This window comes from Acinetobacter lwoffii (assembly GCF_024129595.1).
Classification (GTDB): domain Bacteria; phylum Pseudomonadota; class Gammaproteobacteria; order Pseudomonadales; family Moraxellaceae; genus Acinetobacter; species Acinetobacter lwoffii_O.
The window spans coordinates 20,651-36,253 of record NZ_JAMXXS010000019.1 but is presented as its reverse complement, the minus strand read 5'-3'; the positions used below and the strand labels follow the sequence as shown (position 1 = coordinate 36,253).

Genomic DNA, 15,603 nt, shown 5'->3' with positions numbered 1-15,603 from the left:
GATTGACGCGATTATTTGGTAAAAAAAGAGGTTTTTGAAAATGGAACAACTACTTCAGGTCATGCGCGAATTACGTGAAAAATGCCCATGGGATCAGCAGCAAACTCCCGAATCGCTGACCAAATATGCGATTGAGGAAGCTTATGAAGTCGAAGCAGCAGTCCGCTCTGGAAAAGTCGACGATGTCCGCGATGAGCTGGGTGATTTGCTGTTACAGGTGGTGTTCCAGTCGCAAATGTATAGCGAGCAGGGGGCATTTGATTTTCAGGATGTGGTGCAGGCTATTACCGAGAAACTGATTCGTCGTCATCCACATGTATTTCAGGCTGAACAATTTGCAAAAATGAGTCCGGAAGATGTGTCTGAGCTATGGAAAGAAATCAAACAGCAAGAAAAGCAGGGTAAGCCGCGTTCACGCCTGGATGATATTAAACATGCACCGGCTTTGGTACAGGCCGATGAAATTCAAAAAAATGTCGCTAAAATCGGTTTTGATTTTCCTGACATGGCCAGTGCCTATGCCAAGCTGGAAGAGGAGCTGGCTGAATTAAAAGAAGCGGTAGCTGGACAAAATTCCGATGAAATACAGGAAGAATTTGGCGACTGCTTATTTTCTCTGGTGAATGTTGGTCGTAAACTTGGCATTTCCAGCGAGATGGCATTATTGGGGACGATCCATAAATTCCGGACCCGCTTTGCCTTAATAGAAGATCAGGCACAATTACAACAATTAGACCTGGAAAAGCTGTCATTGGCTGAACTTGATCAGCTGTGGGAACAGGCTAAATTAGAATTAAAACAAAGAGCGGCACATGAAAAAAATACCTTATCAAATCGGTCGAACGTGGATTAATCTTCTTCTGAGTTGCTGGCTGGGCTTTATTTTTATCGGAACAGCGCATGCGACTGCGACCGATTATATGGAATGGAAGACCCAGCAACAGCAACATGACGCCCGCCTGAAGAAAAAAACTGCCGCTACGGCTTCATCGGAAAGCAATCACTATCTGGCGAAGCCTGCATTATCGGCATCTTCCGCTGCTAATAAAATCAGTTTGAATAATGCAACAGTGGAGCAATTACAGCAGCTAAATGGTATTGGTCAAAAAAAGGCTGAAGCCATTATTGAACATCGGCAAAAAAACGGAAAATTCAAAAGCATTGAAGAGATCCAGCTGGTCAAAGGCATTGGGCCGGCATTGTTTGCCAAAAACAAGGCCAAATTGGCCTTGTAAGGCGACAGCATGGATCATGACTAGCTGATTGATTTGACTCGCAGGATTGACATAATCAAATTGCCCTTTAGGCGTGTAAGCGATATGATTAGCGTCATCTTAGAATTTTACGTTCAGACGTAGGAGACAGCGTCTTTTGCAAACTTTGCGCGCGTCAAAATGTGGTTTATCAACCGCTCAATTACCTTCTTATATTCTCGATGTGATTGATGCCTTAAACAAGGCAGGCTATGAAGCTTATATCGTGGGTGGTGGTGTTCGAGATCTGATGTTAGGTTTGAATCCTAAAGATTTCGATGCAGTTACCAATGCAACCCCGGCTCAGGTCAAGGAAGTTTTCGGACGACGTTGTCGAATTATCGGACGACGTTTCGAACTGGCGCATGTCTATTCAGGGCGGGAACTGGTTGAAGTGGCAACCTTCCGTGCACCACCAAAAAAAGCAGTGACCTCGGCCGCGGGAATGATTCTGCGTGATAACAACTGGGGCAGCATCGAGCAGGATTTTGCCCGTCGTGATTTCTCCATCAATGCAATGTATTACCAGCCACGTAAAGGCATTGTGCTGGATTTCTGCAATGCAGTGGATGATATCCATAGCAAAACCTTACGCTTACTCGGTGATCCGACTTTAAGATTTGAAGAAGATCCAGTGCGGATGCTGCGAACCCTACGTTTTGCCGCCAAGCTGAACTTTAATATTGATGAAGCGATTCTGGATGTCTTTACGCCGGAAATGACCCAGTTGCTGCGTGATGTTTCTCCACATCGACTTTATGATGAATCACAGAAACTGTTTACCATGGGACACCTGAATCGTGTCTTGCCAATGCTGATCGATTTTGGGATCTGGCAGCAGTTATTTGCAGATATCAAGCCTGAAATTACGCCATTTATGGAACGCGCTGCGAAAAATACCGATCAGCGTATTTCTATCGGCAAGACCATCAACCCGGCCTTTTTCTATGCGGTATTGTTGTGGCAGCCATTCCTCGAGCGTTGTGAATTCTATCTAAATAAAGGCGTGGTAGCCGCCGAAGCTCGTGCCCAAGCTGGTTTGGACGTGTTAAAACGTCAGGCGACTCGTACCATTATTCCACGTTTTGCGGAAACCTTTATTCGTGAAGTCTGGGAAATGCAAACCCGTTTGTTGAATCCAAAACCACAGCAAATCGAGGCCTTGTCCAGCCATGCGCGTTTCCGTGCCGGCTTTGACTTTTTGCTGCTGCGTGAAAAATCAGGCGATGCAACTGCACAAGGCATGGGCAGCTGGTGGGATGCTTACCAGCAAATGAGCGGTGACGAGAAAGAACGGGCCATTAGCCAGTATAACCGTCAGCGTGCCAAGAGCCGTCGCAAGGCGAGTCAAGAAGAACATCTGGAACAGAAATTGACCCAGCAGCAAGATCTCACCGAGATCGAACCGTTGGTAAATGAACCTGAACCACGCAATCGTCGAGTGCGCAAAGCCAAGTTTGAAGACAAGGTGAAACCTCTGTCGCATGTAGCAGCCAGTGCCAGCGGTGAAATTGGCGCAGATCATCCGATTATGAAACGTAAGCGGGTGAAACGTGATCTGAGTCAGGTGGTATTTGGGCCAACACAATGATCGTGACGTATATTGGCCTGGGCAGTAACCTGGGTGATTCACGCCAGATTCTGGCAGAAGCTGTACAGAAACTGGCGACCTTGGGGCAGGTGAAAACTTCGCATCTGTATCAAAGTCCACCGATGGGACCACAGGATCAGCCAAACTATCTGAATGCAGTGGTGCAGTTAAATACCGATCTGGCCGCTTTAAGCTTGCTAGATCGTCTGCAAGCCTTTGAGCACGACGCCGGTCGGGTACGTTTACGTCATTGGGGCGAACGTACGCTGGATCTGGACTTGCTGCTCTACGGCAATGAGCAGATTCAAAATGAACGCTTAACTGTGCCGCATGTTGGTGTATTAGAACGTGATTTTGTCCTGCTTCCACTTCTGGATATTGATCCTGAAATACAGGTTCATGGACACAGATTAAAAGACCTAGACATCGTTAAACAGTCGACCCTCGCGGTACTCGATGACAGCAACTGGGCAAATATTTAATTTTTAAGTGATGGTAGCTTCGTCAGAACTTTCAAGCATAGAGGAACATTTTCATGGTCAGTCTGAGTGATTTAAGACGCTTTAAAGCAGATGGACGCAAATTTTCATGTCTGACTTGCTATGATGCCAGTATGGCCAAAGCCATGGAAATTGCCGAAGTGGACAGCATTTTAATTGGCGATTCTCTGGGAATGTCAATTCAGGGCCGTGATTCGACTTTGCCGGTTACGGTTGCAGATATGGCTTATCATACGGCTGCGGTACGCCGTGGTAACCAGCATGCCTTTATCATGACTGACTTGCCATTTATGAGCTATGCCACCTTGAATGATGCCTTGCAAAGCTCGAAAACCGTGATGCAGGCTGGCGCGCAAATGGTCAAGATGGAAGGCGGTGCATGGTTGGCAGAAACCGTGCAAGTGCTGACCCGTAACGGTATTCCGGTGTGTGTGCATTTGGGTCTTACTCCGCAGTCGGTACATGTCTTTGGCGGTTATAAACTGCAAGCCCGTACCCGTGAAGCGGCCGATCAGCTCATTGCGGACTGTAAGGCAGTGGTCGAGGCGGGTGCTGCACTATTGCTACTTGAATGCGTACCAGCACAGCTTGGCCAGGAAATCACCGAACTGTTTCCGCAGATTCCGGTCATTGGCATTGGTGCAGGTGCAGCTACAGACGGCCAGGTGCTAGTGGTACAGGATATGTTGGGTCTGACCTTTGGCCACACTGCAAAATTTGTACGTAATTTTATGCAAGAACAATCGGGTGCGACCGCCATTCTAGATGCTTTTAAAGCTTATCATGCTGCAGTTTTAGATGGATCTTTCCCGGCACCAGAACAAACTTTTCAGGTTGAATTGTAAGATGAAAACAGAAACCACCATTCAGGGCTTAGCGGCATCATTAAATCCGGCGCGTACCAGTCGCAAGATTATTGGTTTTGTACCGACCATGGGCAATCTGCATCAGGGACATTTAAACTTGGTGCGTGAAGCGCGTAAGTTGTGTGATGTGGTGGTGGTCAGTATCTTTGTCAATCCGATCCAGTTTGGACCCAATGAAGATTTTGACAGCTATCCGCGCACGCTTGAGCAGGACCAGCAGCTTTTGGCAGAGGTCGGTTGTGACATCGTTTTTGCGCCGACGGTTGAGCAAATGTATGGTAAAAAACCGCGTCTGACCAATATCAGTGTTTCTGACATTACCAATGATTTATGTGGTTTACAGCGTCCCGGTCATTTTGATGGTGTGGCGGTGGTGGTGACTAAATTGTTTAACATCGTACAGCCGAATTACGCCTTCTTTGGCCAGAAAGATTATCAGCAATTGGCGGTCATTCGTCAGTTTGTACAAGATCTGAATATTCCACTGGAAGTAATTGGTGTGCCGATTGCCCGTGCAGAAGATGGCCTGGCTTTAAGTTCGCGCAATGGTTATTTAAGCGAAGAGCATCGTGCAATCGCACCGGTCATTTATCAAAGCTTGCAAAAGGCTGAACAGCAATTACAGGCAGGCGTGGAACTGGATACGGTATTGGCGGAGCTTCGCCAGACTTTAACCGATGCTGGATTTGTAGTGGATTATATTGAAGCCAGAACTCCAGAATTACAAAAAATTCATACGTTTAATCAAGATCTTGTGTTATTTATAGCTGCAAAGTTGGGGAATACACGTCTGATCGATAACCTGCAGGTTAAATACACTGCCGGCTAAGATGAAAGGGTAGCATGCATGAAGCGCATTTTAATCGTCACGGGACAATCTGGTTCGGGGAAATCATCTGCATTACAGGTGCTTGAAGATCTGGGTTATTACTGTATTGATAATCTGCCTTTGGCATTGCTTCCCGAAATCGTGGCCAAACTGGACAGTGAAAATAATCTGGAACAGTTGGCGCTGGGCGTCGATGTGCGCAGTACCCGGGCAGATTTACAAGAATTTGATCATGTATTTGAGCAGCTGCAACAGCATGGTTCGGTCGATATTATCTATCTGACCACGCAGGATCAGGAGCTGATTGCCCGCTTTAGTGCTTCGCGTCGGCCGCATCCTCTGGCGTCACGCTTTAAAAGTCTGAATCAATGCATTCAGGAAGAAAAAATCCTGTTGATGCCGATTCAGTTGCGTTCTACAGTTCATATCGATACTACCGATAAAAGCGTACATGACCTGAAACATACCTTATTGTCCAAGCTGGGACAGGCCGATAACCTGATCCTGATTCTGCAATCCTTTGGTTATAAGCATGGCATTCCACTGGATGCCGATTATGTCTTTGATGTCCGGCATTTGCCAAATCCGCATTGGGAACTGGAACTGCGCAAATTTTCAGGGCTAGATCAGCCGGTGCAGGCGTTTTTACAAAAGAGCGATCAGGTCGAGGACATGTTCAATGATCTGTATCATTTTCTGGACAAGTGGTTGCCGACCTTTGCCGAAGGGCATCGTCATTATATGACCGTGTCGATAGGTTGTACCGGTGGTCAGCATCGTTCTGTTTATATTGTGGATAGACTAAAAAAAGCCCTTGAGGCAAAATGGTCTATTCAAGTCCTCCATCGAGAAATGAAGCACTGGTCATGATTGATACGACAGTTGACGTAATTAATAAATTGGGTTTACATGCACGCGCATCTGGTAAACTGATAGAAGTTACCACCAAATTTCGTTCCAGTATTCGGATTGGCAAGGCTGACAAATTGGTAGATGCCAAAAATATCATGTCATTGCTCATGCTTGGTGCAGGCAAAGGAACAACTTTACGCTTAGTGATTGAAGGAGCAGACGAGGACAAAGCCTTATCTGAAATTCAGGCACTATTTGCAGCAAAATTTTATGAGGCAGATTAATCGTGGCACGTCGACCGAACAGTTTAACTGAAGAAGATTTTGATTCTTTAGAGGGACGCGCAAGTAAGACCGAACAGAAAAAAGCAGTCCAGCGTATGGCTGCTTTAGGTGCGCAGCTTGCAGAGCTGAGCGCTAAACAAATTAAAAACCTACCCGTAGATGAGCGTTTGATTGACGCCTTACTTGATGTGCAGGCAATTAGTTCGCATGAAGCACGTCGCCGTCAATTTTCACGGATTGGTAAATTATTACGCAATGAAAATGAAACGGTAATTTTGTCTTATTTAACACCTAAACAAGGTCTTAAAAAGACAGCTCAATTACAGCGTTGGGTGGATCGAATTGTCAAAGATGGTGATCCAGCCATCAATGAATTTACCAAAACCTATAATGCGACAGAGCGTCATACCTTACGTCAACATTATCTTCGGGTACACCGTGATTTAAAGAATCAAGCACCTGAAGAAGAAGTGAATGCTTCTAAATTAAAGCTGTTTAACTATGTACAGCAAGTGGCGTTGATTTCTGACAATTAAGCAGCCATGTAAAAAGGCGGTCTTTTTTAGGCCGCTTTTTTATAGCTGTTTTGAACTGATTGGTTTGACTTGGACATGCATAGTCTATAAGTGGTCTATCTTAATATTACTATTCCAGCTTCTAAAACTGCATTGATGATAAAAAATACAAAATTTCTGCAATTAATTTGTTAATGAATGTAAAATCTTTACAATTCTCAGTGGCTTTTTTGGCCTGTTTTTAGTCAATATCCTGATATTTAAATATTTCGTAGACTGGAATTGTTAAGATAGTTTTAAAAATTAAAAAATAATTCTGAGTGTTATTAGATAGATGAGACCTGATATAAAATTTCTTTTTAATCATAAGGTCAAGTTATATAATTGAAAAATCATTAGCTTTTACTCCAAATAGAGTAAAAAGCTATAGTGGGTATTTTTTAGTCAATAGTGTGTTACAGTAAATACAAATAAACATGCTTATTTTAGGTGAGATATATTAATTTCAAATACTTATGTAGGTTTTTTTCGAATAGTAAATTTTCAAGTTATTCTTAATCAATTAAATATCAGTGCTTTGCGGTTAAGAATGTATCTGGATAGAAACAGGTTAACAAATCCTTTAACCTATAGGTGAGTTTTCATCGTTGAGTAAATATAGAATCTTTGTTATTGATTGTATGAATTTGGTCGGCAGTGTTTTCTATATTCCATAAACATTCAGAGAGGCAGACATGGAACTAAAACTGCTAGAGGTCGGTCAGAATACGGAGCAATTAAGCTCGTGCCGTATATCTCTCATTTTAGGTGTCTATACCTCCAATAACCTATTAGACACCTTTTGTAAGATCGCCCGTAAAGTTTTAAACGTTAAAACCAGCATTATTCGCTTCCACACGGAGCCCTATATCTGGTACAGCTGTCCGCGCGGTTTCCGGGCTTTGCACACCCCGCAGGACGTGAATCTGCCTACGTATCTGCAACACGCAGATGTCATCGACCAGATGCATCCTGCTTATACAGAACTGTCAAATTATGTGAAAGATCTCGGTGTAGCGCATCAGAGATTGGTCGCCTTTAATTTAAAATCAAGTAGCGGTGTGTCTTTTGGACAGGTCATTTTCTTTGATGATCAGACCGAACTGTTCGATCAGGACGATATTGCCACCATCAAACAATTTGCTGAAAGTTTAGTGATTCGAATTCAGCTCAATCAAGAACATACTGAACTGAAAGAATTATATGAACAGCAATGCGCACTCAACTTCAGTAAAACCAAATTTTTCCAGATTATTGCGCATGACTTGCGTGCACCATTTCATGGTTTACTGGGCTTTTCCGAAGTGCTAGCGCAGGAGCGTGACACTCTGGACGAATCCAGTATCCAGAGCATCGCGGATTATTTATATGATAATGCACAATCGACCTATAACCTGCTGGAAAGCCTGCTGACTTGGGCGATGGCAGAGGGTGGACGCTTTATTTATCATCCGATTAATTATGAATTGAAACAATCCAGTAATATTGTGTGCAGTGTGCTGAAAAGTCTGGCCTTAAATAAAAAAATTGAACTGGTTGATAATATTCCTGAAGACATCAAGGTACATGCGGATATCAACATGATTACCTCTGTCTTGCAAAACCTAGTGTCGAATGCGCTTAAATTTACCCCGGTGAATCAAGGCGGTAAAGTGATTTTAGCTGCAGAGATGGAAGGCGAGCAGGTCAAGATTACGATTCAGGATACTGGCCTGGGCATGACCGAAGAACAGATGCAGAATCTGTTTAAACCGACTTTGGGTGTGAGTGTCAGAGGCACAGCTGAAGAGAAAGGGGTAGGTTTGGGTCTGGTACTCTGCAAGCGCTTTATTGACCTGAACCATGGTCAAATTGCTGTAGATTCCAAAGAGGGCCGTGGTACGACCTTTACTGTGCATTTGCCGATGGTTACCAATGATCATCAGGCGCTAGTGCTTGAAGATGTACATGCCGAGCAATCTTAAAAGGTAAATTTCAAACTAAAACATTCCCACTGAGACAAAACTCCTGCTATCTTTAGTGTGAAAGAGGACTCCACCCAACATTAGGGTGGAGGTGAATTTCACGACTTTTTTTAGTGCAATATGATAGAATAATTTGCATTAAGTTTCTGTATCTAAATAGATTTAAGGCGAAATGAAGATCAACAAAGCGTACAAATTTAGGCTTGAGCCTAATGCGGAACAGGAGCTTGTTTTAAACAAGTTGCTTGGCTCTGCACGTTTTGTTTGGAATCAAATTTTAGCTGTTTCGTTCGAGATGCTTGCTAATAATGAGCGAATCAACAAAGTTAATTTAGTCAATAAAATTCCTGAATTACGCAAAAAACCTGAATGTGCTTTTCTAGAAAACAGCTCAAATGGCGTTTCACTCCAACAAAAAGTTCGTGATCTTGGTGATGCTTGGGGGAAGTTTTTTAACAAAAAGGAACAAGCTAAGTTAAAGCAAAAACCATTTAGAGCTAAGAAGCCACGATTTTTTAAATTATCCGATGGTGGTGAAGTTCAACTTAGAACACTTATGCCACGATTCAAAAAGAAATCTGATGGTTATGATTCCATTCGTATTGTTCAATTTGGCAGATATTGTTGGGTTAAAGGCAACCAAGTTAAGTTACCTAATGACATTGGCGTTGTGAAATTCAGAAAATCACAAAATATTGTGGGTGAGATTAAGAACGTCACAATCTCAAAGCATGTCGGGAAATGGTATGTGTCATTTGGTGCTGAAAACACAGTAGAAGCACCAGTCCACCCATCAAAATCAGCCGTTGGCATTGATTTAGGTGTTAAAAAGTTAATTACAACGTCTAGTGGTCAAGTATTCGACCCGATCAATAGTTTCAAGGCCAATCAAGTAAAGTTGGCTAGGCTTCAGCGCAAGCTGAGAAAGAAAAACAAGTTCAGTCAAAATTGGAAAAAGCTGAATCTCAAGATCAATACATTACACCATCATATTGCCAATATTCGGCATGACTACTTGCACAAAGTCACCACAACGCTCAGCAAAAACCACGCAATGATCGTAGTTGAGGACTTAAAAGTAGCCAATATGTCGAAGTCAGCGAAAGGCTCAATCGAGAAAAAAGGAAAGAATGTTAAAGCCAAGTCCGGCTTAAATAAATCAATCCTGGATCAAGGTTGGTCAATGCTTGTTAATATGTTGGTGTACAAACAGCAATGGCGAGGTGGTTTACTCGTTAAAGTTGACCCTAAATATACAAGTCAGACTTGTAGTTCATGTGGTCACGTTGCAAAAGAAAATAGGCTTACTCAAGCAAACTTTAGTTGTGTCGAGTGTAGCTTTGGCGAGAATGCAGATATTAATGCTTCTCGCAATATTTTGGCGGTAGGACATACCGTTTTGTCTGTGGAGGGTGGATGCGGTAAAGGTCGCCTTGCGAAGCAGAAAGCAAGTGAAATCCGTGAGGAAGTCACCTAAGAGCTTTTACTTTTAGAATCCCCCACTTGAACATCGTGAAAGTGGTGGGAGTATGTCAAAACTAAGCAGAATGTTTCAGGGGAAGAGTTGAGTGATGAATGCGGCACAATTGCAGAAAACCTTAAGAGCTAGCCAATATACCGAACAGGTATTGGCCAATCACCAGAGTTTACTGGAACAGGATTATGCAATTGATCAGTTTCAAGGCTCACTCAGTCGGGAATATATTGATCAGCTGGTGCAGCACTGCATCCTGAATATAAGCGATGAAGCAACGTGGATGCGCGCAATGCGTATTCTGCGGGCTCGTTTGATGTTTCGCTGGATCTGGCAGGATGCCAATCAACTCACCGATGTTATTACCCTCACTCAAGAACTCTCCGATTTTGCCGATGCCTGCATCTGTGCGGCGAAAGATTTTGCCCGTATTCCGGTCGCTGCCAAGTATGGCCAGCCGATTGGCTATAACGGAAAAGTCCAGGATCTGATTGTCATCGCGATGGGCAAACTCGGCGCCCAAGAACTCAATCTTTCCAGTGATATCGACTTGATTTTTGCCTTCGATGAGCAGGGTGAAACCGATGGGCGCAAATGTATTGATGTGCAGCAGTTTTGCATCCTGTGGGGACAGAAACTGATTCATTTGCTGGATCAGATCACGGCGGATGGTTTTGTATTCCGGGTGGATATGCGCCTCCGTCCCTGGGGCGATGGTTCGGCGCTGGCCATTAGCCACGCGGCCTTGGAAAAATATCTGAGCCAGCATGGGCGTGAATGGGAGCGTTATGCCTGGATTAAAGCGCGTATTGTCAATCCAAGTCCGGAAGGCGATGAGCTGCTGGAGATGACCCGTCCATTTGTATTTCGCAAGTACGTCGATTACAGCGCTTTTGAAGCCATGCGCGAAATGAAAGCTATGATCGAGCGCGAAGTACAGCGCCGTAATATTGAAGATGATATCAAGCTCGGAGCCGGTGGCATTCGCGAAGTCGAGTTTATCGTGCAGGTGTTTCAGTTGATTTACGGCGGCGCCAAACTTGAATTGCAGGATCGGCAGTGTCTGGTGAATCTGAATCATCTGGATGATGCCGAGTTACTGGATGAACAGGCGGTGCAGGATCTGGAAGATGCTTACTTATTCCTGCGTCGGGTCGAGCACGCGATTCAGGCACTGCATGATCAGCAAACGCAATCACTACCGACTGAGCCAGAGTTAAGGGCGCGTATAACGGACACGCTTGGTTTTGCTAATTGGGATAGCTTTATGGCATATCTCAATGAGAAACGTGACAAAGTTATGTATCAGTTTGATCATTTAATTAAGGAAAATGGTCCAGATACCCTGGTTGAAAGTTTTTCACAGCTGGAAAAGAAACTCAAAGAAGTGTTGGATGAGAATGCGAAGAATCTCGTTTATGAGTTTTGGAATGGGCATGCCTTAAAAAAATTACCGGCAAAGGCGGTACAACGTTTAAAAACCTTCTGGCCACATTTAATTGAAGCCGTTTTACAGTCAAATGATCCTCAGGTGGCGTTGGTACGCTTAATGCCCCTAGTTGAATCAGTGATGCGCCGTACGGTATATCTGGTGATGTTAATCGAGAGCAAAGGCGCATTGCAGCGTCTGGTTAAAATGGCAACGGTTAGTCCATGGATTTGCGAAGAACTGACTCATTATCCGGTACTGCTGGATGAATTCCTGTCAATGGATTTTGAATTGCCAAAACGTCAGGATCTGGAAGATTCCTTGCGCCAGCAACTGTTGCGCATTGAAGTTGATCAGGTCGAAGACCAGATGCGGGTCTTGCGCCTGTTTAAAAAATCCAATGTACTTGCTGTAGCCGCCAGTGATGTGCTGGCAGAAAGCCCGTTGATGAAAGTTTCTGATGCCTTGACCGATATTGCTGAAGTATCGGTGAATGCAGCGCTGCATCTGGCCTATCAGATTGTGGCGAAAAAGCATGGTTTTCCACTGGATGCAGAAGGGCAGCGCTGTTCAGTCGAGCATACTGCTTTTGCAGTCATTGGTTATGGTAAAGTCGGTGGTATTGAACTGGGTTATGGCTCGGATCTGGATCTGGTCTTTATTCACTATATGGGTGAACAGGCCGATACCGATGGACTCAAGCCGATCAGTGGTTTTGAGTTTGCCATGCGTGTCGCACAAAAGTTTATGTCCCTCATGACCACGCAAACCCTAGATGGACGCGTATATGAAGTCGATACCCGCTTGCGTCCATCGGGCGAAGCTGGGCTTTTGGTGACCAGTTTGAAAGCCTTTGAACAATATCAGTTCAAGAGTGCCTGGTTATGGGAGCATCAGGCCTTGGTGCGAGCCCGTCCGATTGCGGGTGAAATGAGCTTGCGGAAAAAGTTTGAAGTCTTGCGCCGGGATATTTTGATTCAGCCTCGCGATGAAAATTATGTACGGGCAGAAGTACTGAAAATGCGTCAGAAAATGAAGGAGCATCTCGGTTCTTCTAAAGAGCAAAAAAAAGATGGTATTTTTCATTTAAAACAAGATGCAGGTGGTATCGTAGACATCGAATTTATGGCACAGTATGCGGTGTTGGCCTGGAGTGGGACGAATAAAGATCTCGCCCATTTCTCCGACAATGTACGAATTCTTGAGGATGCCGCAAAATCAGGTTGCTTATCCAGCGACGATGCGACTGCTCTGATTCAAGCTTATCTCCGTGAACGCGCCGAGAGCCATCGCTTAGCCCTTGCAAATCAATCCATGCAAGTGTCTGCAAGCGACTGGCACGATACCCGAATGACCGTTTGCAAGTTATGGCAAAGACTAATTGATCCAAGTGCAGACTTTGTACTGGATAGTGAATAATTGTGAGAAATTGGAGTTTGTGGCATGAATTTGGCTGATCGTGATGGTTTCATTTGGCAAGATGGACAACTAGTTGACTGGCGTGAGGCAAAAACTCACGTATTAACACATACTTTGCATTACAGCATGGGTGTGTTTGAAGGTGTCCGAGCTTATGAAACCCCGAATGGAACGGCTATTTTCCGTCTAAAAGAACATACCAAGCGTTTGTTGAATTCTGCAAAAATTTATCAAATGAAAGTTCCATTTGATCAAGCAGCATTAGAACAGGCTCAAATTGATGTTGTTCGTGAAAACAAATTAGCGTCTTGCTATTTACGTCCAATTATTTTTATTGGTTCTGAAAAACTCGGTATCGCTGCAACTGACAATACCATTCATGCCGTAGTTGCGGCATGGAGCTGGGGGGCGTACCTGGGCGAAGAAGCAATGGCGAAGGGTATTCGCGTAAAAACTTCTTCATTTACCCACCATCATCCGAACGTGACCATGTGTAAGGCCAAAGCATCAGGTAACTACACCTTGTCCATTCTTGCACATCAGGAAGTGGCGCATTCAGGTTATGACGAAGCAATGCTGCTCGACCCGCAAGGCTATGTATGCCAAGGTTCAGGTGAAAACGTATTCCTGGTGCGTGATGGCGTGATTCATACGCCTGATATCGCAGGCGGTGCATTGGATGGTATTACCCGTCAAACCATTATTACTATTGCTAAAGACCTGGGTTATGACGTAATTGAACGCCGTATTACCCGTGATGAGTTCTACATCGCAGATGAAGCATTCTTTACCGGTACTGCTGCAGAAGTCACACCAATCCGTGAATACGATGATCGTCAGATTGGTGAGGGTGTACGTGGTCCAATCACCACTCAAATCCAGAAAGCATACTTCGATGCAGTTCAGGGCAAAGACCCTAAATATGCACACTGGTTAACTTATGTGAAGTAATTAAGAATTTACTGATTGAAAAAACCTCTCATTTGAGAGGTTTTTTTTAACTGATGTACTTATTCTGCCGAACTTATGTCATCATATTCACCATCAAGAAGATTTTAAGATGAGCTTAGGCATACGCAATGAGTAACATCGTTATTTGTATGAAATGGGGAACCAAATACGGTTCGGAATACGTCAATCGTTTATACAATATGGTTAAACGACACACGACAGTCGACTTTAAAATGGTCTGTCTGACGGATCGTACTGAAGGCATTGATCCTGCGGTGCAATGTTTTCCTATTCCACCTCTGGCATTGCCTGAAGGTGCGCCTGAGCGTGGCTGGAACAAGCTGTCTACTTTTGAGCCAGATCTGTATGGCTTGGAGGGGAATGCACTCTTCCTCGATCTTGACGTGGTGATTGTCGATAATATCGATGAGTTCTTTACCTATCCGGGCGACTTTCTGATTATTCATGACTGGAAACGGCCGTGGCGTATTACCGGTAACAGTTCGGTTTACCGGTTTAAACTGGGTGCTTTCCCGGGGCTTTTGCCTTATTTCCGTGAAAACTTTGATGAAATCCGTAAAAAATTCCGTAATGAGCAAGCCTATTTGTCTTGGTACGTAGACCGTGAAGGTAAACAGACCTATTGGCCAGAAAGCTGGTGCAAGAGCTATAAGTATCATTGCCTGCAAAAAATTCCAATGGCTTACTTTAAGCCACCTGTGAAGCCTGAAGGTGCTAAAATTATTGTATTCCATGGTGAAATTAATCCACCTGATGCAGTCAATGGTGGTGGTGGGAAATGGTACCGTTATGTGTTGCCATCGCAGTGGATTAAGGATGCTTGGCAGTAAGCTGAATCAATGAGAAATTGAAAGAGATTTAATTTCAAATGCCGGTAAGAAAGAAAAGTAAGTTCGAACAATGGTTTTCATTTAGTCGTCATCAGCGTCGTTTTGGCGCTGAAAAGATTTATGCGCAATTTGGTCAAGCCGATTTAAACCAGTTAAAAAATACCATCATTGATGGGGATCAAATTCAATATACGCATGGTTCGACCAAAGATCTCAATGAGCATATTGAACAGCTCAAACAAGAGTTTGTGGGGCAGTCTGCATTAAATCATTTCCATGCCAGTCTGATTGTTCTCATTCGCCGTGAGGTCGATACTCAAAATAATTATGACAAATTCAAGGCATTATGGATGGCTGAACGAGATTTTCTTGTACAGTCATTGAATATACGCTGGCTGATTTCAGCCTGTGATACTTTTATTGATTTTGATGAAGACGTAACTCTAAAAGCCATTCTGATGAATGCAGTGATATTGATCAATACCATCAAACTACAAGAAACAGAGCGTTTCTTGTGTGACCAGTCACTCGAAGTCAATTTACTGCATCAGGACTTATTGCAACAACAGCGCTATGCCTTGTTTGATGGTACTTCCGCATTTGCGGTTGGAACAGATGATACTTTACGTAATATGCGCTGGCGTTTAGACCAGATCTGTGCGGCGCATCCACTGGGGCAGTTGGTGATTGAAATCTTTGATCGGGTCAATCTCGATGAACATGACACGGTGTATTCGCGCTTTAAACAGCGTCACACCCGTGAAAAGACACGATGGTGGTAAGTCG

General features: G+C 44.0%; 15 protein-coding genes. All 15 read left to right on the top strand.

Annotated elements, in window-relative coordinates; genetic code table 11:
- Positions 1 to 40 precede the first annotated feature (40 nt).
- The 15 genes from mazG to NI466_RS10035 all read left to right on the top strand — a co-directional run bounded on the left by mazG (position 41) and on the right by NI466_RS10035 (position 15,599).
- The gene (gene mazG, locus NI466_RS10105) at positions 41 to 853 is read left to right on the top strand and encodes a nucleoside triphosphate pyrophosphohydrolase (protein WP_071850425.1); all 813 of its coding nucleotides are present in this window, start codon (positions 41 to 43) and stop codon (positions 851 to 853) included.
- Positions 813 to 1,235, top strand: a complete 423-nt coding sequence (locus NI466_RS10100) for a ComEA family DNA-binding protein (protein WP_071850424.1) — start codon at positions 813 to 815, stop codon at positions 1,233 to 1,235. Before mazG ends, NI466_RS10100 begins: the two co-directional genes overlap by 41 nt.
- A gap of 136 nt (positions 1,236 to 1,371) precedes the next feature.
- Entirely contained in the window at positions 1,372 to 2,844 is a 1,473-nt protein-coding gene (gene pcnB, locus NI466_RS10095) for a polynucleotide adenylyltransferase PcnB (RefSeq protein ID WP_044109978.1), read from the top strand.
- Entirely contained in the window at positions 2,841 to 3,326 is a 486-nt protein-coding gene (gene folK / locus NI466_RS10090; RefSeq protein WP_253173468.1) for a 2-amino-4-hydroxy-6-hydroxymethyldihydropteridine diphosphokinase, read from the top strand. Before pcnB ends, folK begins: the two co-directional genes overlap by 4 nt.
- Positions 3,327 to 3,379: 53 nt before the next feature.
- Complete coding sequence (gene panB / locus NI466_RS10085; protein ID WP_004278337.1) at positions 3,380 to 4,189, top strand: 3-methyl-2-oxobutanoate hydroxymethyltransferase; 810 nt, start codon at positions 3,380 to 3,382, stop codon at positions 4,187 to 4,189.
- A gap of 1 nt (position 4,190) precedes the next feature.
- Positions 4,191 to 5,039 carry a pantoate--beta-alanine ligase gene (panC, locus tag NI466_RS10080; protein ID WP_004647479.1) on the top strand — a complete coding sequence of 283 codons (849 nt, stop codon included), beginning with the start codon at positions 4,191 to 4,193 and terminating at the stop codon, positions 5,037 to 5,039.
- 18 nt (positions 5,040 to 5,057) lie between these two features.
- Positions 5,058 to 5,909, top strand: coding sequence for an RNase adapter RapZ (gene rapZ / locus NI466_RS10075; protein ID WP_004278335.1), 852 nt, complete (start codon positions 5,058 to 5,060; stop codon positions 5,907 to 5,909).
- The gene (locus tag NI466_RS10070; RefSeq protein WP_016806787.1) at positions 5,906 to 6,175 is read left to right on the top strand and encodes an HPr family phosphocarrier protein; all 270 of its coding nucleotides are present in this window, start codon (positions 5,906 to 5,908) and stop codon (positions 6,173 to 6,175) included. Before rapZ ends, NI466_RS10070 begins: the two co-directional genes overlap by 4 nt.
- Before the next feature lie 2 nt (positions 6,176 to 6,177).
- On the top strand, positions 6,178 to 6,711 hold the full coding sequence (gene yjgA / locus NI466_RS10065) for a ribosome biogenesis factor YjgA (protein ID WP_004278333.1): 534 nt from the start codon (positions 6,178 to 6,180) through the stop codon (positions 6,709 to 6,711).
- Between the two features lie 713 nt (positions 6,712 to 7,424).
- Positions 7,425 to 8,693, top strand: a complete 1,269-nt coding sequence (locus NI466_RS10060) for a sensor histidine kinase (protein ID WP_253173467.1) — start codon at positions 7,425 to 7,427, stop codon at positions 8,691 to 8,693.
- A gap of 172 nt (positions 8,694 to 8,865) precedes the next feature.
- On the top strand, positions 8,866 to 10,170 hold the full coding sequence (locus NI466_RS10055; RefSeq protein WP_004647482.1) for an RNA-guided endonuclease InsQ/TnpB family protein: 1,305 nt from the start codon (positions 8,866 to 8,868) through the stop codon (positions 10,168 to 10,170).
- A 94-nt stretch (positions 10,171 to 10,264) separates the two neighbouring features.
- Positions 10,265 to 13,015, top strand: coding sequence for a bifunctional [glutamate--ammonia ligase]-adenylyl-L-tyrosine phosphorylase/[glutamate--ammonia-ligase] adenylyltransferase (gene glnE / locus NI466_RS10050; RefSeq protein WP_004647483.1), 2,751 nt, complete (start codon positions 10,265 to 10,267; stop codon positions 13,013 to 13,015).
- Positions 13,016 to 13,039: 24 nt separating this feature from the next.
- Positions 13,040 to 13,966, top strand: a complete 927-nt coding sequence (locus tag NI466_RS10045; protein ID WP_004278329.1) for a branched-chain amino acid transaminase — start codon at positions 13,040 to 13,042, stop codon at positions 13,964 to 13,966.
- 128 nt (positions 13,967 to 14,094) lie between these two features.
- Positions 14,095 to 14,817: a hypothetical protein gene (locus NI466_RS10040; protein WP_004647484.1), complete on the top strand. Its 723-nt coding sequence runs from the start codon at positions 14,095 to 14,097 to the stop codon at positions 14,815 to 14,817.
- Between the two features lie 38 nt (positions 14,818 to 14,855).
- Positions 14,856 to 15,599 (top strand): hypothetical protein, encoded by a 744-nt coding sequence (locus tag NI466_RS10035; protein WP_253173466.1) that lies wholly within the window; start codon positions 14,856 to 14,858, stop codon positions 15,597 to 15,599.
- The last annotated feature ends 4 nt before the right edge of the window (positions 15,600 to 15,603 follow it).